At 46.8% G+C, this 23663-nt stretch carries 22 protein-coding genes and 2 pseudogenes; all 24 read right to left on the bottom strand.

Annotation, left to right across the window (positions count from 1 at the left end; all coding sequences use genetic code 11):
• Positions 1-15: 15 nt before the first annotated feature.
• Entirely contained in the window at positions 16-921 is a 906-nt protein-coding gene (locus tag H8S54_RS10675) for an alpha/beta hydrolase (RefSeq protein ID WP_117854258.1), read from the bottom strand.
• Between the two features lie 13 nt (positions 922-934).
• Positions 935-1540, bottom strand: a complete 606-nt coding sequence (locus H8S54_RS10680) for a class I SAM-dependent methyltransferase (protein WP_117854259.1) — start codon at positions 1538-1540, stop codon at positions 935-937.
• 4 nt (positions 1541-1544) lie between these two features.
• Positions 1545-2159, bottom strand: coding sequence for a class I SAM-dependent methyltransferase (locus H8S54_RS10685; RefSeq protein ID WP_186901468.1), 615 nt, complete (start codon positions 2157-2159; stop codon positions 1545-1547).
• 110 nt (positions 2160-2269) lie between these two features.
• A complete protein-coding gene (locus H8S54_RS10690) occupies positions 2270-2848 on the bottom strand; it encodes a TetR/AcrR family transcriptional regulator (protein ID WP_118582767.1) in 579 nt (192 codons plus the stop codon).
• A gap of 266 nt (positions 2849-3114) precedes the next feature.
• On the bottom strand, positions 3115-3543 hold the full coding sequence (locus H8S54_RS10695) for a group II intron maturase-specific domain-containing protein (protein WP_330600165.1): 429 nt from the start codon (positions 3541-3543) through the stop codon (positions 3115-3117).
• Positions 3540-3944 carry a hypothetical protein gene (locus H8S54_RS10700; RefSeq protein WP_021926392.1) on the bottom strand — a complete coding sequence of 135 codons (405 nt, stop codon included), beginning with the start codon at positions 3942-3944 and terminating at the stop codon, positions 3540-3542. The genes H8S54_RS10695 and H8S54_RS10700 overlap by 4 nt, the downstream gene beginning before the upstream one ends.
• Positions 3945-4271: 327 nt before the next feature.
• The gene (locus H8S54_RS10705; RefSeq protein WP_021926391.1) at positions 4272-4472 is read right to left on the bottom strand and encodes an iron dependent repressor, metal binding and dimerization domain protein; all 201 of its coding nucleotides are present in this window, start codon (positions 4470-4472) and stop codon (positions 4272-4274) included.
• A gap of 21 nt (positions 4473-4493) precedes the next feature.
• Positions 4494-6212, bottom strand: a complete 1719-nt coding sequence (locus H8S54_RS10710; RefSeq protein ID WP_021926390.1) for an ABC transporter ATP-binding protein — start codon at positions 6210-6212, stop codon at positions 4494-4496.
• On the bottom strand, positions 6206-9481 hold the full coding sequence (locus H8S54_RS10715; RefSeq protein ID WP_173767626.1) for an energy-coupling factor transporter ATPase: 3276 nt from the start codon (positions 9479-9481) through the stop codon (positions 6206-6208). Before H8S54_RS10715 ends, H8S54_RS10710 begins: the two co-directional genes overlap by 7 nt.
• A 17-nt stretch (positions 9482-9498) precedes the next feature.
• On the bottom strand, positions 9499-10203 hold the full coding sequence (locus H8S54_RS10720; RefSeq protein ID WP_186901469.1) for an energy-coupling factor transporter transmembrane component T: 705 nt from the start codon (positions 10201-10203) through the stop codon (positions 9499-9501).
• Positions 10200-10778, bottom strand: a complete 579-nt coding sequence (locus tag H8S54_RS10725; RefSeq protein WP_117854266.1) for an MptD family putative ECF transporter S component — start codon at positions 10776-10778, stop codon at positions 10200-10202. Before H8S54_RS10725 ends, H8S54_RS10720 begins: the two co-directional genes overlap by 4 nt.
• Positions 10779-10942: 164 nt before the next feature.
• Positions 10943-11878, bottom strand: a complete 936-nt coding sequence (locus tag H8S54_RS10730) for a helix-turn-helix domain-containing protein (RefSeq protein WP_021926386.1) — start codon at positions 11876-11878, stop codon at positions 10943-10945.
• Positions 11879-11926: 48 nt separating this feature from the next.
• Positions 11927-12727, bottom strand: a complete 801-nt coding sequence (locus H8S54_RS10735) for a class I SAM-dependent methyltransferase (RefSeq protein WP_021926385.1) — start codon at positions 12725-12727, stop codon at positions 11927-11929.
• 280 nt (positions 12728-13007) lie between these two features.
• Positions 13008-13189 (bottom strand): annotated as a pseudogene (locus tag H8S54_RS18245) (metal-dependent transcriptional regulator); the annotation flags it as partial.
• A gap of 21 nt (positions 13190-13210) precedes the next feature.
• Positions 13211-14959 carry an ABC transporter ATP-binding protein gene (locus tag H8S54_RS10740; protein WP_173767624.1) on the bottom strand — a complete coding sequence of 583 codons (1749 nt, stop codon included), beginning with the start codon at positions 14957-14959 and terminating at the stop codon, positions 13211-13213.
• A 5-nt stretch (positions 14960-14964) separates the two neighbouring features.
• A complete protein-coding gene (locus H8S54_RS10745) occupies positions 14965-16728 on the bottom strand; it encodes an ABC transporter ATP-binding protein (protein WP_021925323.1) in 1764 nt (587 codons plus the stop codon).
• A gap of 109 nt (positions 16729-16837) precedes the next feature.
• On the bottom strand, positions 16838-17791 hold the full coding sequence (locus H8S54_RS10750; protein WP_186901470.1) for a helix-turn-helix domain-containing protein: 954 nt from the start codon (positions 17789-17791) through the stop codon (positions 16838-16840).
• A gap of 4 nt (positions 17792-17795) precedes the next feature.
• Positions 17796-18710: an ATP-binding cassette domain-containing protein gene (locus H8S54_RS19570; protein ID WP_330600166.1), complete on the bottom strand. Its 915-nt coding sequence runs from the start codon at positions 18708-18710 to the stop codon at positions 17796-17798.
• A 51-nt stretch (positions 18711-18761) separates the two neighbouring features.
• Positions 18762-19133: pseudogene (locus tag H8S54_RS19575) on the bottom strand (ABC transporter ATP-binding protein); the annotation flags it as partial.
• Positions 19134-19274: 141 nt separating this feature from the next.
• Positions 19275-19994: an energy-coupling factor transporter transmembrane component T gene (locus H8S54_RS10760; RefSeq protein ID WP_243176783.1), complete on the bottom strand. Its 720-nt coding sequence runs from the start codon at positions 19992-19994 to the stop codon at positions 19275-19277.
• Complete coding sequence (locus H8S54_RS10765) at positions 19991-20575, bottom strand: MptD family putative ECF transporter S component (RefSeq protein ID WP_186901471.1); 585 nt, start codon at positions 20573-20575, stop codon at positions 19991-19993. Before H8S54_RS10765 ends, H8S54_RS10760 begins: the two co-directional genes overlap by 4 nt.
• Before the next feature lie 223 nt (positions 20576-20798).
• Positions 20799-20981: a helix-turn-helix domain-containing protein gene (locus H8S54_RS18250; protein WP_330600167.1), complete on the bottom strand. Its 183-nt coding sequence runs from the start codon at positions 20979-20981 to the stop codon at positions 20799-20801.
• Between the two features lie 497 nt (positions 20982-21478).
• Positions 21479-21859, bottom strand: coding sequence for a metal-dependent transcriptional regulator (locus tag H8S54_RS10775; RefSeq protein WP_186901472.1), 381 nt, complete (start codon positions 21857-21859; stop codon positions 21479-21481).
• A gap of 11 nt (positions 21860-21870) precedes the next feature.
• The gene (locus tag H8S54_RS10780) at positions 21871-23652 is read right to left on the bottom strand and encodes an ABC transporter ATP-binding protein (protein WP_186901473.1); all 1782 of its coding nucleotides are present in this window, start codon (positions 23650-23652) and stop codon (positions 21871-21873) included.
• Positions 23653-23663: the final 11 nt, after the last annotated feature.

Raw genomic sequence — 23663 nt, forward strand, 5'->3', positions numbered from 1 at the left:
CGACCGTTTCCGATTTCATTTTTTCAAAATGTCCACGATTTTCGCAAAGTCCTCTTTTGCCTCCTTGAAGATCGGCAGCATACAGTAGCAATGCACCATCTTCGGGCGGGCGGACACCGTATAGGGGACATTTGCTCGTTTGCAGGCTTCCTCAAAGTCCGGCAAAGCACCGTAGAGCACCTCGTCGGCAGAATAGAAGAAGTGAATATCGCCTACGCCGGTAAAATCTCCCCGGGAGCCGGAGAGCATATAGTCCGGCACATTCTCGCAGCCATGCCGCATGATTTTTTCCACTGTCACCATAAAGGCATAGTCGATGGAAACGTCCCGTTTATTGAGCGCCTGCATCCGCGCCTTTTCCGCATCGTTCCACGGCACTTCACCGGGGGATACAACGACGATGTGTCTCGGCTGCGGCAGCGGCTCGGGCTGCGCGTTGTTGTGCGCCGCGATCCCCAAAGCCAGCGCACCGCCAGAGGAAAAACCACAGGTGCTGACATTTCCGCCGCCGTACAGTGTAATTATTTTTCGATAACATTCGTACACCATCGCGTATGTTTCAGTAATGCAGTGTTCCATGCAGAGCGGGTAAAACGGAAACCACACATCACAGCCGGTCTCGCGGCAGAGCTTGCGCATCACAGGCAGGTCGCCCTTATCGGGGCCGATCACCATGCCGCCGCCAAAGAAATAGAGAATCGCGCGCTCGGACGGCTTCGGATGCTCTCGCACGATCAGGCAGGGAAAGCCGTTTACCGCGATCGTTTCATAATATACCTTGCGGTCGGTGGGCGTAAAAACGCCACGATGCCGGTTCTGCTTTTCAATTTCCTTTCGCAGTGCATCCTCCGGCAAGGCGAACGCCTTTTTCGCACCGGAGAGCTTGTATACGCTGCGTAAGATAGATGCAAAGATACTCATGATTTAGCCCCCCTCATTTCCGTGCCGTGATGCACAGCCAGCTTTTCTTTTTGTGTATCTGCACATCGTGAAAGCCCGCCTGCTCCAGATACGCCTTCAGCTCGGCGTCCTTGTAGATGGTCATGCCGCCGATGATCTCCGTCCACTTCTTGTCCTTGTCCGTATCGCCGTTGCTTTCGTTGCAGATGAGTAATTTCCCGTCGGGCTTCAGCACCCGGTAAACCTCCCGGAAGCACTGCGGCAGATCGGGCCAGAAATAGACGGTTTCAAAGGCCGTTACCGCATCGAACCAGTCGCCTGCAAAGATCATATCCGCCACGCTGCCTTGCAGAACGGTGCAGCGGCCCTCCGCTATGGCGGCCTCGTTGACCTTTTTGGATTTCTCCACACTGACAGGGGAATAGTCAATGCCCTTGACAATACCCTCCGGGCATTTTTTCAGAAGTCTCTTGATGTTCGCCCCTCCGCCGCAGCCGCAGTCCAGCACCTTGGCGTCCAGAGTAAGCTCCAAAAAGCGAAGTCCCCACCGTGCCACAGGACTGTGCCCCAGATTCATCATGGCGACCATGATTTTCCCGCCAAGCCCCACAGGCTTTCTGGTGTTCTCAAAAAATGACATCTTATCACACCTCCGATTTCACACATTCCGCATAGGTCAGCGGGAAGGATGCCTTCAAAACAGCGCTTTTCCGCACCGTCCAGCCGTTCTGCCGCAGAAAAGTCAGATATTCCTCGCTCGTCCACTTGCTGCGGAGAGGAAAGCCTGCCATCCTCATAAAAAATGTCCTGACCATGCCGGAAAAAGAGTTTCCGGCATGGGTGAAGGTCGGCGCAATCAACACGCCGTCATCCTTCAGAACCCGCTTGATTTCTTGCAGGGCTTTCTCCGGCTGCGGCACGATGTGCAGTGCGTTTGACACGATCACCACATCAAAAGATTCATCCGCGTAGGGCAGGCGGAACATATCCTGCACGGAAAAGTGCAGCTTCGCCGAGTGATTGTCCCGCTTGGCTTCCGCAATCATTTCCGCAGAAGCGTCCGTCGCCTCGATGTGTGCCGCTGCGTTTACGATATGTTTTGCGATTAGCCCCGTGCCGGTCGCCAGATCCAACACCGTTTTTGCTTTCACCACCGGCCGGATGTGCGCACACATCTCCTCATACGCTGCCCGATCCTTTCGCATAAAGCGGTCGTACCGACCGGCATTTTTGTCCCAGAAGTTCTTGTGTTCCGGCATCGCTATCATTCCTTTCGATATTAGATTCGCCTAACCGATACGCACAGTCGCGTAGTTAGAGAGTGCTAACCGCCGTATTTCGGAAAAGCCGCATCTCTGCGGCCTTCCGTTTATTTAAATAACTCCCTGCAAGCGCCGTACACCAGCGTTTCCAGCACCTGCGGGTACAGTTCTCCAATCTGCTCCTTGTGGGAAACAGTCAAGATCAGTCCCCGTACCGTGGCGGCAGCCAAAGAGATGCCGCGATTCGGCGCAAGGTCATATTTCTCCAAAAGTAGACGAATGTGCGTCTCGTCATCGTGGTAATGGACATTTTTGATGTCCTCCGGCAGTCTCTGCAAAAGCAGCTTCGCATCGTTTTCAATGAAAACCATGTCGCCGGTATCGGACAGCCGCCGGCAGACGGCAAGAACCGCCTTTGCCGCACGCTCCGACGGCGGCAAGCCGTTTGCTTCGCTCAGTGCATGGTCAGCCACTCCGTAAAGATCGGAGTGAACGTTCTCCAAAACCGCGAAGAAAAGCATTTCCTTGGATTCGTAGAATTTATAGAACGAGCCCTTTGAAATGCCGACCGCCTTCGTCAGCTGCTCTACGGAGGTTTTCTTCATCCCCAGCGTGACAGCACAATGTCTCGTTTCCTTCAGCAACGCCTTGCGGAGCTGCTCAGTTTCGTAATCGGTAAAAGCCAAGGTCGCACCCTCCCTGAAATATGACCATTTCGGTTCTTCTGGTCATATTATACCGCGCTTCTTTCTGGTTTGCAAGAGGTGCGGAGAAAAAAACGCTAATCAAAAGGGGGTGCAGTGTTGCAGAAAGAGACGCTGGAATTCTGGTAACCGGTAATCGCTGTTGCCGCGGTAAAAGAAACTATATCGTAAATAGGGTAGAGGGAAAATAAATATTTTCGCCCCTCCCATTGAACCGTACGTACGGGTCTCGTATACGGCTCTACAATTTATATTCCAACTTTAACTAAGTAATAGGATAAGGGATTGAGCAGACCAGCTCCATCTTTTATCCTGTTTTCAAGTAAATCCTTGCTGATAATGAAATTCACCACGTTCATTCCGCTTCTTTTGTACCAACCCAGTCTCGAATTTGCAGCTTTAAATATTTCTTTATTGCTAAATCTGTTCTTATGTTTCCAGTTCAGATAGCTTAGATTCCGATAAATGGTTTTGGGTCTCTTCCATTGCTTCATGACAATTACTCTGATTTTATGTCTCAGCCATTCCCCGAGTTCTTTCACAAACTGTTTCATCTTTCCAATTCTGAAATAATTTATCCACCCTCGTACAATCTCGTTTACCCTTTTAATTGTAACTGCAAGTGGTCTCGCTACTGCTTTTCCTCTTTTCAGATATTCGCTCAGCTTCTTTTTCAGTTTCTTTTTCTTTTCATTGGTCGGTCTGACTTTCCATTCTGAACCATTCTATAGTATCGTAAAAATTTGTCTTTTAATACATACTTATCATTCCGAAATACAACCGTGACAGGCTTATCAAAATGTCCACGTTCTTTATAATATTCAATCATAGAATCAATTTTCTTTTCTGCTGGCCTATTCTTTTTAAAACATGGTGGAACTTCAATTTGATTTATAGGAATGCTTCTTATCCCATCAAAGTATTCTGGTTGTGTCGTTGTGATTTTTCTGTGCTTTTCATTTTCACTATTTCTAAGATAAATCTCTGCATTCTTTATATCCATTTCAATTTCATGCTTTTCTGATTCAGATAATTTCTCTGTAGCCGCAATATAAAAAGCACATTTTTCATCTTGCACACACCTTTTTCCTACATTTTCAACACAGTTAATATTATAGCACTTATTTTTCTTCTCTTTGTATATACAGGATATCTGAAGTAATAGATTGCTTGATTGTTGTCCTGTTCAAGTTCATTCAACACTTGCCAAAATGTCGTAGCAAATGCTGAAGAAAGCTGTCGAATCAAAAAGGGGCGTGGACAGTGCTTTGACTATCCACGCCCCTTTATCGGGCAAGAGTATTCGATTATGTAGACCTCCTTCTTGGGGAGGATGCTAAAAAGGATAATTTCCTCATAGGCGGCCATCTTTTACTCTTTTATTAGCTGTCTGTAACTGTTCTGTTCAAACATTGGAGAGATTTTCAGCAAGCATCATAAGGGCCAAAAAACTCTTTTTACTAACAGCATGTTCCATACGGCAGGCATCATCCATAGCGGTTTTTTCATCCACACCGAGGCTCGTCAATAAATCGCAAAAGATATTGTTACGAGTACACTCATCTGATTCATTTTCATTGACTCCCTTTGTCATACCTGTCTGCATTGTTTTCTGATTCCCGAAGCTCTATCGATGTACCGTCTGTGCTTCAGCCAAACGATAGAACAATCCCTTTTGATTCAGAAGTTCCTCCGGCGTTCCCGTCTCTGCGACGCGGCCCTGTTCCAGGACAACAACCTTATCGACGTTTGCAATCGTCCGCATACGGTGCGCAATAACCAGTACAGTTTTCCCCCGCAGCAACACGGACAGTGCCTGCTGAACCAAGTTCTCATTCTCCGCATCCATGGAAGCTGTGGCTTCGTCCAAAATAACTACCGGCGCATCCTTCAGGATCGCCCGGGCGATAGAGATACGCTGCCGCTCGCCTCCTGAAAGGGCGCAGCCATTCTCACCGATATTGCTGTAATAGCCGCCAGGCAGACGGGAAACAAACTCCTCGCACTGAGCTGCCCTGGCTGCCGCCAGCACTTCCTCATCTGTCGCCCCCGCCCGACCAAGGCGGATGTTCTCCATAACGGAATCGTCAAAAAGGGTCACATCCTGAAAGACGATGGCATAATTCTTAAACAGCGTTTCCGGCTCCACAGTCGTCACGTCCACGCCACCCAGCAGTACCTGACCGGCATCTGCATCCCAGAACCGGGCTGCCAGACGGGAAACAGTAGATTTTCCGCTGCCGGAAGGGCCTACAAGCGCAGTGATCTGCTCCTGTTTCGCTACAAAGGAAATCCCATTGAGTACAAGCTCATCATTGTACGAAAAAGAAACATCCTTAAACTCAATGTCGTACCCATTGTTCTTACAAACAGGCTGACCAGTCTGCTCCACTGTCGCTTCCATCTTCTTCGTCCGCTCAATGCTGACAAATGCAGAAAACAGTTCCGCCATCAGCATAAAGCAGGAACCAAAGGGTTCATAAACACGGCCTGCTACCAACAGATAAAGAATAAACATATTGACGGACAGCATATTTTGAGCTACCAACAGACCTCCAACCAGCAGAACTGCCACCAGCCCAAAGCGTACTGTCAGCTGCGCCAACGTCACAGCAGTACCTGGAGCCAGCTCATTACGAAACGCACACTTTACCACATAATCCAGTTTTTTCTCAACTCCATCCAGGTATTCCTGTTCCAGACCGGCGGAGCGAAGCTCCTGTATGGTATCCAGATATTCCTGCACCCCATCATAAGCGGCACGGTGAGCGTCATAATTGCGGCTTTCCGCTTTTGTCTGGGCCTTTCTGGCCGCTATCAAAATAAGCGTAGCTACCGGTACCGGCAGAACAATGCACAGCCCCATGCGCCAATCCATGATCAAAAGCCCCACGGACACAATCACAAACATAATGACTGTTCCAAAGAGACTGGGAACCGCATTGGAAAAAATTCTTTCCAGTTTAGAGCAGTCACCCATCATGGTTGTTGTCAGATCAGACAGATCACGCTGACCGAAAAATGCCAGTGGAAGTCGCCGCAGCTTTTCCGCCAGGGTAATTCTCCGGTTAGCGCTTTCTTCGTAAGCCACTTTATAAGTCAGGTTATACTGAACCCATTGGGTTATGAAGATCAAAAGTAAGAGAACCGCCGCCATCAGAACTATCACTCCTGGCTGCATTGTCAGTTCAGTCTCCCCGCAGAGCCTGTTCAGAAGTCCCATGGTCACCAGCATCAAGAGGGAAATGGGAGCCATGATGCACAAATGTCCTATCGTAGTTGCCACAATCCCGTGCTTTAATTCCCGTTCCCCCTGATCGCTTAATGCGAATAATTTCTTCAGCATGGTTTCACCTCCTCTTTCCGGTCAATCTTCCAGGCGATTGCCTGATTGTAATCTGCCCACATATGGGCATACTCGCCATTCTTACCAAGCAGTTCCTGATGCGTTCCCTGTTCTACCAGACTCCCTGCTTTCATTACCAGGATCTGATCCGCATCCTGAATGGTGGACAGCCGGTGCGCAATCATAATGACTGTTTTTCCCTTTGTCAGTTCCTTCAGGGCTGCCTGAATCTGTATCTCATTTTCCGGGTCGGCAAATGCCGTGACTTCATCCAGAATGATGACCGGTGCGTCCTTCAGAATTGCTCTGGCAATAGCCACCCGCTGTACTTCTCCTCCAGAAAGATAGACGCCTTTCCCGCCCACGATGCTGTCAATGCCCTCCGGCAGCTTTGCCAGAATATCATCACACTGTGCCAGACGGGCTGCCCGCAGGATATCTTCCCGGCTGGCATTTTTGCAGCCGCCGCGGATATTTTCCTCCAGTGTTGTTTTCAGTAATTTGGGATTCTGGAAGACAAAAGCAATCTTTCCCATGACTTCCTGTCGGGAAATCTCAGAAAGTTCCACGCCGCCCAGCGTAATACGCCCCTCCTGCACATCATAAAAGCGGGGGACCAGGGTCCCGATGGTGGTCTTGCCGGAGCCGGAATGTCCCACCAGTGCCGTAACGGTTCCGGCTTTTGCTGTAAAACTGACATCTGAAACCGCAGGCTGTTCTCCTGTGGGATAGGTAAAGGTCACATGCTCAAAGCAAATGTCGCTGCCCTGTGCCATTTGCGGCTCCTGTGCCTCTGACTGCTCTCTGGCAAGCAGAATTGTGTCAATCCGCCGCATAGATTCCATAGCCTGCATCTTATAGTTGCTCATGTACATGATCTTGTTGAGAACAGATGCGCATGCAGGTGCAAAAATCAGATAAAACAGGAAATTCTCTATAAAGGCAGTCAAATCTCCCGCCGAAGTCATGCCGATGAGTGCGGCAGGGATCAGCACAAGAAAAGCGGCATTGACCACAGTATTGAAGCCCACATATCCGGGCTTGCAGGCCATAGTAAAGGCCAGTGCGTCATCCCGATAAGCATTGATCGCTTCCTTGAAGCGCCGTATCGAATGTACCGACTGTCCAAATACCTTTATCACGGAGATTCCCCGGACATACTCTACCGCCTCGTGGTTCATTTCCTCCTGAGCGTCCTGATAGCGCTTCATGAAATTCATGGTTTTTTCGCCCATCATTGTCATCTGGCAGGCAAAGCTTGCAAGCATCAGAACGATCAGTGGAAGGCCAATGCGCCAGTCCATAGCCAGCATCAGCACAAGGCTGGCAACCGTCGTGACCTGAGCGCTCACCAGATCCGGCAGCTGATGGGCAAGGTAAGTCTCCATTTGGGCGCTGTTTTCATCAATGATTTTTCTTAGCTTTCCGCTGGGATTTTCCTCAAAATACCCCATTGGCATCCTGGACAAATGACGGAGCGCTGCCATTTTTAAATTCTTTTCTGTATGAAAAGCTGCGGTATGGGAGCATATAAGTGCCGCAAAATTAATGATCAGCCCGGCCAGTTCCAGCGCCAATGCCCACACGCCCCACTGCACCAGGGACGAGATAGAAAAACCTCCTCCGGTCAGTCCTGTTAAAAGCACACGGGCCGCAAAATAAACACACACAAACGGTCCCAGAAGGAACAAGGCGCTGATGCCGGACAACAACTGCGCAGCGCCCAGTAGGGGACGATGCCGTCCTGTAAACTCTAACAGGCGCGGAATACCGGTTTTCTGCGGCTTCTTTGTCTGCGCATCCTCTCCAAATACCTTCTTCATATAAATCACTCCTCTCTCATCAAGCGGTATAAATTTCTTTACTTCCCCTGCGTGGATATGCAGAATATGGGTCGCACAGCGCAAGATCAGCTCCGGATCATGTGTCACGATCAGGGTACTGGCTGCCTGTTTATTGGCTGCACGGATCAGTTCCGCTGTCCGCAGCAGATTTTCTCCATCCTGACCGCTGGTCGGCTCATCATAGAGCATCAGTTTTCGCTTCATGCAAAGAGCTGTTCCCAGAGAAAGCCTTTGTTGCTGACCTCCGGAGAGGGAGCCAGGGTGACGGTTCTCCATACCATTTAAGCCCAGCGTTGTCAAAACCTCTTTGCCCTTTTCTTCTGACAGTGCCGGATTATTCAAGGTCAATTCACCCAATACCGTATCGCTGAACAGTTGATGTCCTGCCTCCTGCATGACCAGGTAGACCTGCTCCGGCAGCTTTTTATGCGCGATCTTCTTGCCGTCGATCCGTACTGTACCCGTATGCTTCAAAAGACCTGCCAGGCAAAGACTGAAAGTGGATTTCCCGGCACCGTTTTCTCCGATCACCGCTACGATTGCCCCTGACGGTATTTCTAAATGCGGCACATTCAGTACCTGGCGCATCTGGCGGCTAAACTGAAGCCAATCTATTTCCAGCCCGGTACTCTTTTGTTTTATCAGCCCCATATCGGGCCTCAGCTCATAAAGCTGCTCCTGCTTTACTGCCCTGAGTCCCAACGCTTTGCGCTTCTCCAGCGAAAGACCTGCCGCTGCTTCCGGCGTAAATTCCTGCCTGATCCGGCCCTCCTCCAGCAGCACATAACGGTCAGCGATTCCCTCCAGATACCACAGCCGATGCTCTGAAATCAGCACAGTTCTTCCTTCATCCTTCATCATGCGGATCAACTTCTGCAGTTTTCGGATGCTCTCCATATCCAGATTAGAAGAAGGCTCATCCATAACGATGACCGACGGTAAAGCCGCATAAACGGAGCCACAGGCGATCTGCTGTTTCTCGCCGCCTGACAGTTCAAAAATATTCCGGTCCATCAGCTCCTGCAGGTTCAGACGATAGGACACCTCCTCCAGACGCTTCTTCATCTGCGGGCGGGGGAGATTCTGATTTTCCAGATTAAAAGCCATCTCTCCGGTCGTATCCAGATGGAAAAACTGGGTACGGGGATTCTGGAAGACACTTCCCACAATCCGGGACGTTTGGGGCAACGGTGTCTGCTGCATTTCCTGTCCGCCTACAAGGACATTCCCCTCCAGTTTCCCGGCATAAAAATGTGGGATAAGACCGTTTACCAGGCGAAGCATGGTCGTCTTCCCACATCCGCTTTTCCCACAAAGTACCACACATTCTCCGCGTGATGCCTGAAAGCTTACATCAGACAGCACCTGCATTTCATTTGCTTCCCCGTTCTGGTAAGAAAAGGAAACATGATTCAGTTTGATCAAAACATCTCCTCCCTTCCTCAGAAACAAAGATTCCAGAACAGCAGTCCGGCAGAGACAGCTATTATACACCAATCCAGAGCCTTCATCTGAACCTCCGCATAACTGGTTCGCGGCATATTTTTGTCAAACCCCCGCGCCATAACAGCAGCTGACATCTCATCCACGATAACCGAGCATTGCAGCAAAAAGGGAACCAGCATATATTCCATCATCTGCATCGGACGACGAAGAACATTTTTCCATGTCAGCGCCATCCCTCTTAACCGGAGTGCCTGATTCACCATCTGCCATTCTTCCTGGATAGTCGGGACAAAACGGAGCATCACCGCCAGAGGAATGATGACCTCGTTTGGCAGATGCATCTGAGTAAATGCACTGATATATTCCCCAATCCTGGAAGTCTGTGTCACAATATAAAAGGCTGCAAACATCGGTAAAATAAACCGGCAGAAATGACATGCCAGCATGATGATATTCTGCAGTATCCCTGACAATCGCGGTGCTAGAAACAGATCGCAAAAAAACATAACTGCAAAGATAAGACCGGTATAAAAAGCCCTCTTCCATTTCTGGCACAGAAGCGTTATCCCCACACACAGGGCAAGAAGGACAAATTCCTGCGGATGTGTCAACCCGGAAAATGCCGAAAGGCAGGCGGCAATAAATACCGCCAGCTTACTTCTCGGATCCAAAAGACCACTGGAAATCTTTTCGCGGTTCACGCTGTAATACCGGCTTTCACAAAATGTTTTTTCAGGATCTTTCTTCCAAACAGACCGCCAAGCAATCCGCCCACCAAAGCCAAAGCAATCAGCACAAGAACAATCCAGCTAGGCGTCAGCTTATCCAGCGTTGCGATATATTCTTCTCCATAGTACCCTGCACAACTTTCTAAGAAGGCATCCTTTGCCAGAATAAGGGCAAAGAAGGGACCCATAGAAGTCAGGTTGAACACACAGTAGCTGACTGCCAGAGCACCTGCAGATTTGCGTCTTTTTGCGGTAATGAGTTCAGCGATTAATCCCCATACAACTGCAAAAATCAGCGGATAAATGGTTGCCATGGACGTAATCAGCCCCACCAGGAGCGCCAGCACCAGGATTGCACCGGTGCGCGGCACCTTGGTGGCATACAGCATATACACAGTTCCCAGTATGATGCCGGCAATCAACGGCGTTGCCAGAAAGAGGATTGGAACAATGGTCAGGACTGAAGACAACACCGTGAGCAGCACTAAATAAATTGCACCAAAGGCGCCTGCGGTAATTAAATCCTTTGTTGTAAGTTTTGTTTTCATATGTATTTCTTTCCTTTCTGCATCTTTTGTTAGTCTTTACTAACTCGTACATATTACCATGTGAAAGATTCTTTTGCCACTCCGAAAAGCCATGCCTTCTGCAAAATGCTCCAAAAAGCCAAAAAATGACACCTCCATTCGGAAGGTGTCACTATGATTTTCTTCTACTTTTTTTCCTTTCGATAGGCACTTGGTCTGCAGCCTATCACCGCATGGAATGCCTCTGAAAATTTGCTTGGATTCTGATAACCCATTTCCAGCGCAATTTCGCTGATTTTTTTATCTGACTGGCGCAAAAGCTGTGCCGCCCGATGCATTTTGTAACTACGCAAATATGCATAAGGTGATTCGCCATAAATTTGCCTGAATCCATCTTTTAACTGTGTCAGACTTAAATTGTGCTCCAATGCCAGTTCCTTCAGATTGGTCCGGTGTTCCATATCCTGTACCAGATGCTCCCTGACATGCTTGATCCGCTTCACGGTCACTCCCGAAATATAGTGCTGGTTCTCCTCAAAAAGAGTTTGTCTGAATTGGAAATGATAAAGGAGCTCCAAAATCTTCAGCCGCAAAAAGGGCAGAGACGGACGATCCAGATGTGTATACAGTTCCTGATATACATGCTCTATTTCCGCATTGCGGCGAAATACCGGGGATCTTGATTCAAGAGAATATTTCTCTGTGATTGCCTCCGCACTGATTTGAAAGGCCTGAAGCTCCGGTACATCCTTCATGACCTCCGGAAACAAAATAATAGTGGACCCATAAAAGTAGTTCAAGGGGAAGGAAGACGCGATTGGCGGGTGCATCTGGCTGTTCAGGGTAATATCGCCTTCTCCCAAATAGAGATAATTCCGGCTGTCAAACGCACATTCAAACCGCCCCTTCCGGCAATGATTGATCCCGATTACATTCTGCTTTTCACCGCTTCGGAAACAGCTCTCAGAAGAAAAATCTACAACCATGAGCTGTACTCCCGGAAAAATGTCATACAGCCACATATCGGCGGTGCCATCCTTTACCTGAAAATCCACATAGGTCACAAAGGATTCCTTCCCCGGTATTTTTTTGTCCTGTCTTAAATAATTCAATTTCTCCATGGCTGACGCATCTCCTATGACAAAGCTGAATGGCAGTTTATATCTATCCTATTTTCTCAGTATTACCAGCTTGTTAGAAAGGTTTTTAACAGGCTGTATCCATCCAAGCAACTTATAGACAGGATACAGTTCCTTCATCCCTTCGACCAAACTCACATCCTCGGCCCATGTAAGCCCCGACACCATGTTCTCCAGTTCCTTCCCGCTTTTCAGACCCCAGGTAAAACGAGCCTTACTGGCCTCAATCGATTTCTCCTTCATGTGCCGCATGATAAAAGGATTCATAATCTCCATAATGATCTCCGTATGTTCGAACCGGCTACAGATAATGAATAGAATTTTCTTTATATCCGCCTCGGTTAAGTACATGACTAGCCCTTCGATCACAACAAGCACTTCGCCCGTCGGATCTTCGATTTCCGCTGCCCAGCTCTCATCCATAGCGGACTTGGCGATCATGGAGATACGCCCATGTTCGTTCAGAAAACGCCGCCGGATGTCGATCACCTCCGGCAGGTCCAGATTGTACCAGCGAACCTGTCCATTATCCAGCCGGTAGACCCGTGTATCCAGGCCACAGGCGATATTAACAACAGTTGCATCCGGATGTTCCTCTAAAAAGGCACCCACCATCTGATCCAACAGAATGGTGCGGGCAATCACACCGCTGCTCATGGCAGCATCCTTCTCCGCCTTGGAAAAGTCATAGTCCAGCTGCTTCACGATCTCTATAGCCTTCGCATCATAAAATTTATGTTCCTTCTTCTGAGAATGGGCCGCCCGGGCAAACAGAGTCTGCATCATGGTTTCCGGGACGCCATGAATCTTTACTTTTTCCATATCTGTCATGTATGAGCGCCCTCCTTATAGTATAGTTAGTCAAAACTAATCATAGTTTACAACACCAACCCGGAAAAGTCAATTTGTATTCCTTGTGTAGCCAGGGCCATGATGGATCACACCATGAATGGAGGTTCAGCCGTGGCCTTTTTCTGTTTTTCTTTGCGGATACAGCCATTTTTCCACCTTCTAATTGTAGTATTAGTAGAGGGAGAAATAGAAGGTAGGGTTTCGATAGCAAGCGAGTACCCGCTTGCGATTTTTCGGATTTTCAGGTCCATTGCCCGAAAATGAAAAATTCTTCATCCATTGTTAAAAAGCCGCCTTCCCGCAAAACCTTCACTGCGTGGCTAATACTCGGTTTGGAGAACCCCATATGTCGGGCAAGATCAACGGAGCGCACCATACCTTTGTTTTTTGGAGCATGAGAATAGCCTCCAGATAATCCTCGCCCGACGCACGAAGTTTTATTTTGTTTCTCCTGTGTAGGTGCTATGCAATACTCCAACCCTCGGCCTGTTCACGGATGTCAATGAACCGACGATACAAGCCGTTTTGCTGAATCAGTTCAGTGTGTGTTCCTTGCTGTACGATTTGCCCTGCATCTACGACTAAAATCTGATCTGCGTGTTCTATCGTTGCCAGCCGATGTGCAATTACAATAACAGTTTTACCGACTGTAAGTTCACTGATAGCCTGCTGAATTAGATGCTCATTTTCCGGGTCGATACTTGCCGTAGCCTCGTCCAAGATAACAATAGACGCATTTTTTAAGATAGCCCTGGCAATGGAAATACGCTGCTTCTCGCCGCCAGAAAGGGTTGAACCGCCTTCGCCAATGACCGTGTTATATCCATCCGGAAGCTGTTCAATGAAATCATGGCATCTGGCTTTTTTTGCAGCTTCTACAATTTCCTCATGAGTGGCCGCAGGATTACCAAATCGGATATTATTTTCAACTGTATCATAGAACAAATAAACCTTTTGAAATACCATAGAGATATTTGACAACAAGCTATCACAGGTCATTCTACGGACATCCACGGTTCCAACAGATACAGTTCCTGCGTTTACATCATAAAATCTTGCAATCAAATTGCAGATTGTAGTCTTGCCGCTGCCCGACGGCCCGACAATCGCGGTTGTACTCCCTTGTGGAATTTGAAAGCTGACATTTTTCAGTACGGGCTTTTCGTCATACGCAAAGGACACATTATCAAATTGAATATCAGCATTTTTCAGCTTAATATCCTGCCCATCTTTATCAATGACATTGGCATTTTCAATTCTTTTCAGTTTTGACAGTGTTGCGTCAATAATCTCCAACACATGAGCAGCATTGTTCATGGCCTCTACGCTACTGAAAATCATAAAAGAAAACATATCCATCATCAACATGACCGGCAAATCCATACTGCCACAATAGGTCAGCCATGCAGATACTGCAACAACGGCAATGGAAACGGCTTTCAGAGAAAAGAGGTGCAGACAGTTATATGGCATATATTCCTTTTCGATTTTTATATTGATTTTTTTGCTGTCGCTATAAGCCTTGCGAATACCCTCGATGGCAACGCCATCCTGCTTAAATGCCTTTACTACCTGCATACCACGCAAATACTCAATCGAGCTTTCCACCATATCATCTTGTGCCTTTTGATGAACAGGTGCGTTTTTGTGGCTGTGTTTTTCCAGAAGATTTAGAAAGAGCGCAGACAGCAGCACACCGATCAGCGAAATGAAGCCCGCAAGGGGGCAGTAAAACGCCAGACACAAAATCAGAACAATCACCGTTATATAGCCATTGACAACTGTATTTATCATGTTCGTGGCAAACATCTCCATAAATGACAGATCGGTAGTCACGGCAGAGGATAATTTGCCCATATTATTCTGACTGAAAAAGCCGAGGGACACACGTTTCAGAATATCCCCCAATCGGATTCGTTCTGCTGCGGTTGCTTCATATCCTACGCTGTCTTGTGTAATGGCCCGTAAGTAGGAAAACAGAAACCGCCCAAGTACGGAAACAATCATAGCAATGAGCAGGAGCCATATTGTAGCGGGATTTAATTCTGACTTCCCATTAAAATCATCCAAAACAGCACTTAAACCATAGGTCGCCAGCATAATCGGAATAGCGGTGAAAATGCTATGCAGGAAAGCATAGATGAAGCCTATATAAATACGCTTCTTGTATTGTCCAGTCCAATCAATCAGACGTTTTACAATCTTGAACATATCTGTTACCTCCCTTCCTTTGACCCGGCAGACCAATTCTTTGCACCAATATGCGCGTTCCACATATCCCGATACAAGCTATTTTCCGCAAGCAATTCCTGGTGTGTTCCGCTGGCCTGCACTTCGCCCTCTTTCAACACAATAATCTGGTCAGCATTTTTGATTGTAGAAAGGCGGTGAGCAATCACAAGCAGGGTTTTCCCCTTTGTCAGTGCCGCGATTGACCTCTGAATTTTTTCTTCATTCTCCTGATCGGTAAATGCCGTGGCTTCGTCCAAAATTACGATAGGCGAATTTTTTAAGATCATTCGTGCAATAGAAATTCGCTGTTTCTCGCCCCCGGACAGGCGGTTTCCGGCATCACCGGCCATTGTGTCATATCCGTGTTCCAGATTCAAAATAAACTCGTCACAGCAGGCGGCTTTAGCGGCAGCGAATACTTCTTCGTCACTGGCCTGCGGATTCCCAAGGCGGATATTCTCTTTGATAGAGCAGTTAAACAGGAAATTATCCTGTGTAACAAAGCTGACGGTATCTGCCAACTGCGACAGGGGAATTTTGCGGATGTCTGTTCCTCCAATCGTAATGCTCCCGTCCGATACATCCCAAAAGCGGGCAATCAAACGCGCAATCGTAGATTTGCCGCCTCCAGAGGGGCCAACCAAAGCCGTAAATTTACCCTCTGGAATATCCAAACTGATATGTGACAGGACGTTATTTTCCTGTGTCTGATCGTAAGAAAAGGCCACCTCTTGTAAATGAATGTCATAGTGGGTCAACCTTACATCTGTTTTTTCATCGGGCAGTTCTGATACGCTTAACAGCTTGTCAACATCATGTACGGCATACTCCACAGTTTTCATTTCATTCACATAGGTAGTAAAGTTCATAAGTGGGCCAACAATGCCAAGGGACAGAATCAAACAGATTACTAAATCCTGCGGCGTAAGAGTGCCGTTGTAATAAAGCAATAGGCCAACGGGAAGTGTGCCTAAAAATGTGGATGGCAAAACCGCACTTCCAAAATTCATCAGTTTCCAAGTGCTTTGATACCATTTCAACGTGTAGTCCTTAAAAGACTCGACAGCGTGTGCAAATTTTTCATAGGAAGTGGAGGACTGATTGAACGCTTTAATGACTTCGATTCCCTCCACATATTCAACAATTACGCCATTGACATAATTGTTGGATTCCATATAGTCGGCGTATTGCTGATTAAAGTTTTTCATCATCATCGCGTAAGCAACAAAGGCAATCGGAACGGTAATCAGCATAGATAGCGCCATACGCCAATCAACACAGACCAAATAAATGAATACTGCAATGGGGAGCAAAAGATTTGAAATACATTCCGGTATCATGTGGGCCAGCGGAAGTTCAATCGTTTCAACGCGGTCTACCAATACATTTTTCAGCTTTCCGACAGATTCCCCCAAGACCGTTCCCAGAGGTGCTTTCATCAAGCGCTGAGCCAGACTTAAACGAATATTTTCTAAAATCGTATAAGCCGAGATATGCGAAAGTGTTGTGGAAATTCCATAGAACACAAAGCGCAAGGCATAAGCGCCCAAACCAATCCAGCACCACATCCAGACGGTTTCCATTATTGGCGCACCGCCTATAAATTGCGTAATGATCTGATATACGCTCAAATATGGAACCAGCCCTGCTATTACAGAGATAATGGCACATAGAACAGATAATATTATTTTCAGCCTACACTGGGCAGCAAAAGAAAACACAATACTAATCCAGCTTTTTTGCTTCATTGGTGCATTTCCTCCTAAAAAAAGAATAGAGAATGTCATTTCCTGACACTCTCTATTCTAAAATTTTTTTTGATGCTCTGCCACTCCACGCAGTTTCGTTTCACTCTAATTAGATTTTGATTTTTCGATATTCCAGCGGTGTTTTTCCCTTTATGCTCTTAAATGCTTCCGAAAATTTGCTGCTATTGGCATACCCTACCTTACCGGCAATAGACGTGATGGATTCATCCGTTTGGGTAAGAAGTGTGGCAGCCATGTCCATACGATAATTTCTCATATATGTAAAGATGGCAGTTCCATAGACACCCTTAAAGCAATGTTTTAACGCAGACACAGATATGTCAAACTGCCCAGACAATTCTTCCATCGTGTAATGTATTTCTGGATTAGCAGTCATTAGCGCCATAATCGCCTTTACTTTTTCAACCTGGGTCTTATAAAAATAGGGTCTTGTTTCCCCAATCGTGGATGGGTCAATCATCTTTAGAGAGATCAGCAATTCCAATATTTTCACCCGAAGATATTCTTTGCGGATGTATTCCGGCACATGATAAAGTTCGTTAAAAATATGGTCTGGAAATATATCTCCATGCATAATAAATGGCCGCGTTGCCAACTGGAACACTTTTTCTATTTCGGATAAGTCAATAGAAAACAGATCAAGCAAATCACTCATACTATCTGTGGCTTCTGGAACAGAAATCGTAATAGTAATGCCGTGATAATGGGAAAGTGGGAAACTGCACTCTTTGTTTTCCGTCACAGAGCTATCCAGCATAATATCCCCGGAGGTCAGATAGAGATAGGCTCCGTCGCTTACTTCCCATTCAATTCGTCCCTCCATACAGTGATTGATACTGATGATATGCTCATTTTCAAATTTCCGTGACGGGCAGCTTGAAATATGATAATCATTGTAGAGAACAGAAATTCCAGGGTACACCTGATAACAGGTGGCTGTTCCGTCCCCGGTTTCGTTCTTCATCTGATATACAGAACAATGATCGTCCCGGCACAGCAGCTTCATCTTCTGATTAGAAAAAAAACGGTCTGCCCCTTGCATTTCCTCACTCCATTTCTATAAAGAACTTTTTAAGGCGATCTGCCCCTGCTTCATCAAGAGGGTACTGCGCCTGCACTTCACCGTGTTCCAGATGCAGAATGTGCGTACAGCAGCTTACAATCAGTTCATAATCATGCGTAATCACAATAGATGTCTTTTGCATCCGGCGAAGTGTTTCAAGCTGTTTCGCCACCTCGCTCATGTGAAGCAAATCCAGTCCGCTTGTCGGTTCGTCAAAAACTAATATCTCTCTATCGGAGGCCAGCGCACTTGCAATAGCGACACGCTGCTTCTGTCCCCCGGAAAGCGACATAGGATGCCTCTCGGAAAAGGCGTCCAAATCAAGTTCCTTTAGTGTTGACGATACTTGATCTGCGTCTGGATTTTTCATGCTAAGAAGAACTTCTTCATTTACACTTTCCGTAAATAGCTGATGATTTACGTCCTGCATTACCATGTAACAATAGCGCAGCCGCCTTTTTCTATTATACTGTTTTCCTGCAATAGAAACAATCCCACGGCAATGCTTTTCCAGACCGCACAGGCACCTTGCCAGCGTGGATTTTCCTGCACCGTTATGGCCGATCACTGCAATGACACTGTGTTTTGGCAGAACAAGTGATGGGATATTAAGTGCTGATTTACCTTTTTGATAAGCAAAGTTAAAATCAGAGAGCGTAATCACTTCATTGTCTAATGGCCTAACGTGTTTGATCGGATATTGTGATAATTCAAATGGCCGAAGCCCCATTTCTTTTAGTTTTTCACCGCTTAACAGTTTCATTTCCTGGCCTGAAAAATCAGCGGCAATCCGGCCATCTTGTAAGTATACAGCACGATCTATCAAATCGGCCAGATAATACAGCCGATGTTCTGCAACAATGATTGTTTTGCCCTGACTTTTCCATATCTCAATCATTCCCCGCAAATCCTTTGTTGCGGTTATATCCAAATTAGAAGATGGCTCATCCAATACAATGACTTGCGGATCAGTAACAGAAACAGAGGCACAGGCGATTTTCTGCTTCTCGCCGCCTGATAACTGAAATATGTTCTTTCCCAAGAGCTTTTTAACGCTGAAACACTCTGTGGTAGCATAAATCCGCTGAACAATATCCGCTTCTGGCAAGCCCTGATTTTCACTACCAAAGGCAAGCTCACTCGTCGTATCAACAGTGAAAAACTGTGTGCGCGGATTTTGAAAGACACTTCCAACATATTTTGCGGTCTGATAAAGCGGAAGTGTACTGATATTTTCACCATTCAGCAGAACTTCGCCAGATAAATCACCCTCATAATAATTCGGGATAAGTCCGTTGACAAGACGGGTCAGTGTTGTCTTGCCACAGCCGGATTGTCAACAAAAAAGGATAACCTGACCATCGGGGATAGTCAGGTTAATGTCTGTAAGCCCGCCAGCATTTGTGCCGCCCGTATAGTGAAAATTGACATTATGTAATTCTATCAAGTTATGTTCTCCTTTTCATATAGCGAACCCAATCCAGCAGGCTAATGAAGCAGCCACAAATATAACATCCAATGCGCCGAAGCCGATATTACAAATATTCGTCCGTTTAGTAGGCGCACCAATCCCCCGTGTCAATGCTGCCGCTGATAATTCTTCTCCGATATAGGCTATGGAAATCATCAACGGAACAACACGGTATTCCAACATTTTTATCGGACTTCTAAGCGTTGATATGCCCCGCATTTTCATGGCATCACCTATCGCTGCATATTCCTCCCTGATCGTGGGAAAAAAGCGAAAGACCACAGACAACGGAATAACGATCTTTTGCGGGATATGTACCCTTTCCATAGCTGCTACAAATTCACTGACTGTTGTGGATTCAATCAAATAGTATCCCATGATGAACCCTGGTAACATATGTGTGTAAATGCCAATAGCTGCACCCAAGACAAAATTCCATGTTCCAGTTAACAATGGCAATACCGTCAGCTCTAACGCAAATAAGACAGCATACATCGCGGAGAATTTCAGAACGCTTTTCCATCGTTTCGATAAGAGCAGCAAGCACATAGGGAACGCCATCAGGCAGGGCCGTATAACAGTCATAATTCCGCCTGTTCCTCCTGCCACCATAATGGTACTGACAGTAACAGTAAGAAAAATTTTAGTGCGTGGGTCTATTGGAATGATTGCCTTTTTTTCAAAAGGTAATCCTGTGGTTTCTGCCATCATACAATGCCTGCTTTTTCAAAATGTTTCTTCAATACGGCCTTACCAAGTAATGCACCCAGGATGCCGCCGAGGAATGTAACAACAAACAGAACTGGGAACATCCAACCAGGCGTATAAGACATCAGCGTATCGACATACTCCTGCCCATAACTGCTGACAAGAGAATCAAAGAACTCGGTACGGGTCAGAAACATCCGGCTCACAAAACCCATAATCCACAGGGAAAATACACCGTTACCCAACAGGGTGAATTTCCAGCTTTTATATTTGCCAGATTTCATAATAAGGTCAGCCGCAACACCGAAAACAATACCGAAAATTAAAACCAAGACGCCGCTGCCGATCAGCATATTCAGCAATCCAAGGATAATGCCAGACAGTGTTACCATGCCAAACTTTTTTACCTTTGTAAGATACAGCATAAAAGGGATGCCGCAAATAATCGGGCAAACCAGCCCAAGCAGGGGAATGAAGATTGGTATATATCCCAACATCATACCTGCAAAGAACAAAATAAAGTAGATGGCTGTGAAGATACCAACATTGATTAGGTCTTTTGCCTGTAACTTATTCTTTTCCATAGGTATTCCTCCAAAGGTTAGCACAATCTAACCCATTCTGTAAAAATTTGTGCAGAACGATTCTGCACATCTATACTATACAAGAATCAGAACATCAGCGCCACTCTGAACGGTTCAAAATCACTCCAAATGGTTTTTGGTTTTATCTAAGCTCGACATTCCCCAATATCTGTTCTTAAATAATGTTGTCATTCCATACCCTAAAATGAATGAATCTTTGATATCATAATTTCCCCTCTCCCGCTATCCTCTCCGCTTCCTCCAAAGGGAAGTCTGGTATCTTCTCCAGCAAGTTTAGAATAATGGATTGTTTCATATCCTTGTCCACATAGGTTCTTACGCTACCATCCAGCTGCCTTTCTTTCACTGTGGCGAGTTCCTCAATATAAGAATCGTAGTGTGCAATGACCTTTTCCGTTTACCATTTTTCTATTATCTAGACATCGGATATTTTTTTATTATGCCGCAAACATTTCCTTTTTACGCTCCACATCAGTTTCTTTGTTTTTTAGTTTTCATTTTGTTTCCCGCTTTCCTGCTCGTTTTATAATCTATCCGATCAAAGGCTCTTCTTGTCTTTTTTCTCCTTCCGCCAGCCTGAACATAAAAAAAGACACCAAAAAACAATTCTTTGCTTTTTGATGTCATTTCTGTCTTTTCAGGCTGACGCCTGAACCAATATTACAGAAGCCCGAACGGACTTCTTCGGTGCGTTTTGCACAATCTGTTTTCAAATCCCGGACCATTCCGGGATGAAATTTTTTATTCAGAATATTTCCCGAATGAAACTGTCTACACATTTATCATAGCACCAGATTTTGTTTGCGTCAACATTTCAAGCACAATATATAGATAATATCTGTTAATTAGATGCAAATTTCTGTGCTAAATAATTCATTCAAGTTATGCTGTATCATTGCTCTGTTTTTCAACCGAAGCTTTCAATTTCTGAAAAGCCTCTTCGCTGATTGCATGTTCTATCCGACAGGCATCCCTTTCTGCGGTTTCCCGATCAACCCCGACAGCTACAAGCTGCTCCGTAAAGAACTGATGGCGTTCATAAATTTTCTCAGCAACCTCCCGCCCGTCTTCGGTCAGATGGAAATATCCATCTTCATCCACGGTCAGAAAACCTCCATTCTTTAACACGCCTACTGCATGGCTGATACTCGCTTTACTGAATCCCATGTGCCGGGCAAGATCAACGGAACGAACCATGCCTTTTTTCTTTTGCAATACAAGGACTGCTTCTAAATAGTCCTCGCCCGACGCATAAATCTTCATTTCTGCCTCCCTTACTGTGCCAGTTTCCAGCCGATAGCCTCCTGTCTTGCGGATACGAAATCCGCATACAGGCCCTTCTGCTGGATCAGCTCTGCATGAGTGCCACTCTGGACGATATGGGAATCATCCAATACCAATATCTGATCCGCGCCCCGGACGGTTTTCAGGCGGTGGGCGATCATAATAATAGTCTTGTCGTGCGTCAATTCCGCAATCGCCCGCTGCAATTCTTCTTCATTTTCCGGATCAACGCTGCTTGTGGCTTCATCCAGAATGATAATCGGGGCGTTTTTCAGTATGGCGCGGGCAATGGAAATACGCTGCTTCTCACCGCCGGACAGGGTTCCGCCGCCCTCCCCGATCACCGTATCATACCCATCGGGCAGGGCGGAAATAAATTCATGGCAGCAAGCCTTTTTCGTCGCCTCTATGACCTGTTCGTGCGTGGCGTCCGGACAGCCGAATTTGATGTTGTTCTCAATAGAATCGGCAAACAGATACACGTTCTGGAATACCATGCTGATATTCTTCATCAGGCTGTCCAGCTTAAAATCCCGGACATCTTTGCCGCCAACCGTAATTCTCCCGGCGTCTACATCCCAAAACCGGGCAATCAGGTTGCACATAGTCGTCTTGCCAGAACCGGACGGGCCGACAATGGCCGTGGTCGTTCCGGCCGGAATCGTAAAGCTGACGTGATCCAGAATCTTGCGGTCTGCGTGGCCCAGACCACCTTCTCTGTCTGCTCCGCAGCCATTCACCTTGTAGGAAAAGTCCACGTTATCAAATACGATTTCCGAGGATGCCGGAACCACATCCGCGCCCTTTTCATCCATGACCGGCGTATCGTCAATGGAATTTGCCGTATCCATAGAAGCCGCCAGCATTTGCAGCAGGGAGGCCATGTTTCCGGCGTTTTCCAGATCATTGAACACCATAAAGGAAGCGACCACCAAAATCACGCCATAGGCCAATGACAGGGAACCGTTCAGCCAGAAGTAAATGGAGGCCAGGGGCAGCAAAACACTGAACACCCGGACAACAACCTGTTTCAGGGCATCATAGGGGACACTGGCTTTTGTCAGTTTCAGATTGTCCCGGCAGCTTGCCTTGATTGCGCTGTCAATGGACTGTGTGCTGTCCTTCTCCATACCGAAGGCTTTCACGATCCCCATCCCCTGGATATACTCCAGGACGGATTCCACAAGGCTTTCCTGTGTATGCTGCCGTACTCCGCTTAAGCGCGCAGATTTACGGAGTGCAAGCTCCGCCGCTGCAAGATAAAGCAGGACGCCGATAGCGGCAATCAGACCGTTCCTCCAGTCAAAAACCAGCAGGACGATGACAAGCGCCACCGAATTGAAAAATCCGCCCAACACAGATACCAGCACACGCGCCGCCGAATTTTCCACATCCCCTAACGTGGTGGTAACGATAGCGGTAATGTTCCCGATACTGTTCTTGTTAAAATATCCCATCGGGATGTAACGCAGCCGGTCTCCGATGTGGATACGCTTTTCCGCCACCATACAGTAGCCGGTTTCCGTCTGCTCCATCGTGGAGAAATAGGTCGTGATGATCCTTCCAACCAGGGAAACAGCCATGATGCCCAAAGAAATCCAGATAAACCGGCTGTCCCGGTTATTGGATACCAGCGCCTCCACCACGATAAAGAGGGCGGCAAACTGTAAAGCCGCAAACAGGCCGGAGAGGAACGCAAACAGCAGAGATTTTTTCAGCAGTCCCTCTTTGCTGCCAGCAAACGCAAAAATTTTTTTCAATGTTCCATACATTTGACAACACC

This window comes from Blautia segnis, assembly GCF_014287535.1.
Classification (GTDB): domain Bacteria; phylum Bacillota; class Clostridia; order Lachnospirales; family Lachnospiraceae; genus Blautia_A; species Blautia_A acetigignens.

Coding starts and splice junctions, on each gene's coding strand:
- H8S54_RS10675 (WP_117854258.1), bottom strand. CDS start 921: ATGAGTATCTTTGCATCTATCTTACGCAGCGTATACAAGCTCTCCGGT.
- H8S54_RS10680 (WP_117854259.1), bottom strand. CDS start 1,540: ATGTCATTTTTTGAGAACACCAGAAAGCCTGTGGGGCTTGGCGGGAAA.
- H8S54_RS10685 (WP_186901468.1), bottom strand. CDS start 2,159: ATGCCGGAACACAAGAACTTCTGGGACAAAAATGCCGGTCGGTACGAC.
- H8S54_RS10705 (WP_021926391.1), bottom strand. CDS start 4,472: ATGCAGACAGGTATGACAAAGGGAGTCAATGAAAATGAATCAGATGAG.
- H8S54_RS10710 (WP_021926390.1), bottom strand. CDS start 6,212: ATGCTGAAGAAATTATTCGCATTAAGCGATCAGGGGGAACGGGAATTA.
- H8S54_RS10725 (WP_117854266.1), bottom strand. CDS start 10,778: ATGAAAACAAAACTTACAACAAAGGATTTAATTACCGCAGGCGCCTTT.
- H8S54_RS10730 (WP_021926386.1), bottom strand. CDS start 11,878: ATGGAGAAATTGAATTATTTAAGACAGGACAAAAAAATACCGGGGAAG.
- H8S54_RS10735 (WP_021926385.1), bottom strand. CDS start 12,727: ATGACAGATATGGAAAAAGTAAAGATTCATGGCGTCCCGGAAACCATG.
- H8S54_RS10740 (WP_173767624.1), bottom strand. CDS start 14,959: ATGTTCAAGATTGTAAAACGTCTGATTGATTGGACTGGACAATACAAG.
- H8S54_RS10745 (WP_021925323.1), bottom strand. CDS start 16,728: ATGAAGCAAAAAAGCTGGATTAGTATTGTGTTTTCTTTTGCTGCCCAG.
- H8S54_RS10750 (WP_186901470.1), bottom strand. CDS start 17,791: ATGCAAGGGGCAGACCGTTTTTTTTCTAATCAGAAGATGAAGCTGCTG.
- H8S54_RS19570 (WP_330600166.1), bottom strand. CDS start 18,710: ATGATTGAGATATGGAAAAGTCAGGGCAAAACAATCATTGTTGCAGAA.
- H8S54_RS10760 (WP_243176783.1), bottom strand. CDS start 19,994: ATGATGGCAGAAACCACAGGATTACCTTTTGAAAAAAAGGCAATCATT.
- H8S54_RS10765 (WP_186901471.1), bottom strand. CDS start 20,575: ATGGAAAAGAATAAGTTACAGGCAAAAGACCTAATCAATGTTGGTATC.
- H8S54_RS10775 (WP_186901472.1), bottom strand. CDS start 21,859: ATGAAGATTTATGCGTCGGGCGAGGACTATTTAGAAGCAGTCCTTGTA.
- H8S54_RS10780 (WP_186901473.1), bottom strand. CDS start 23,652: ATGTATGGAACATTGAAAAAAATTTTTGCGTTTGCTGGCAGCAAAGAG.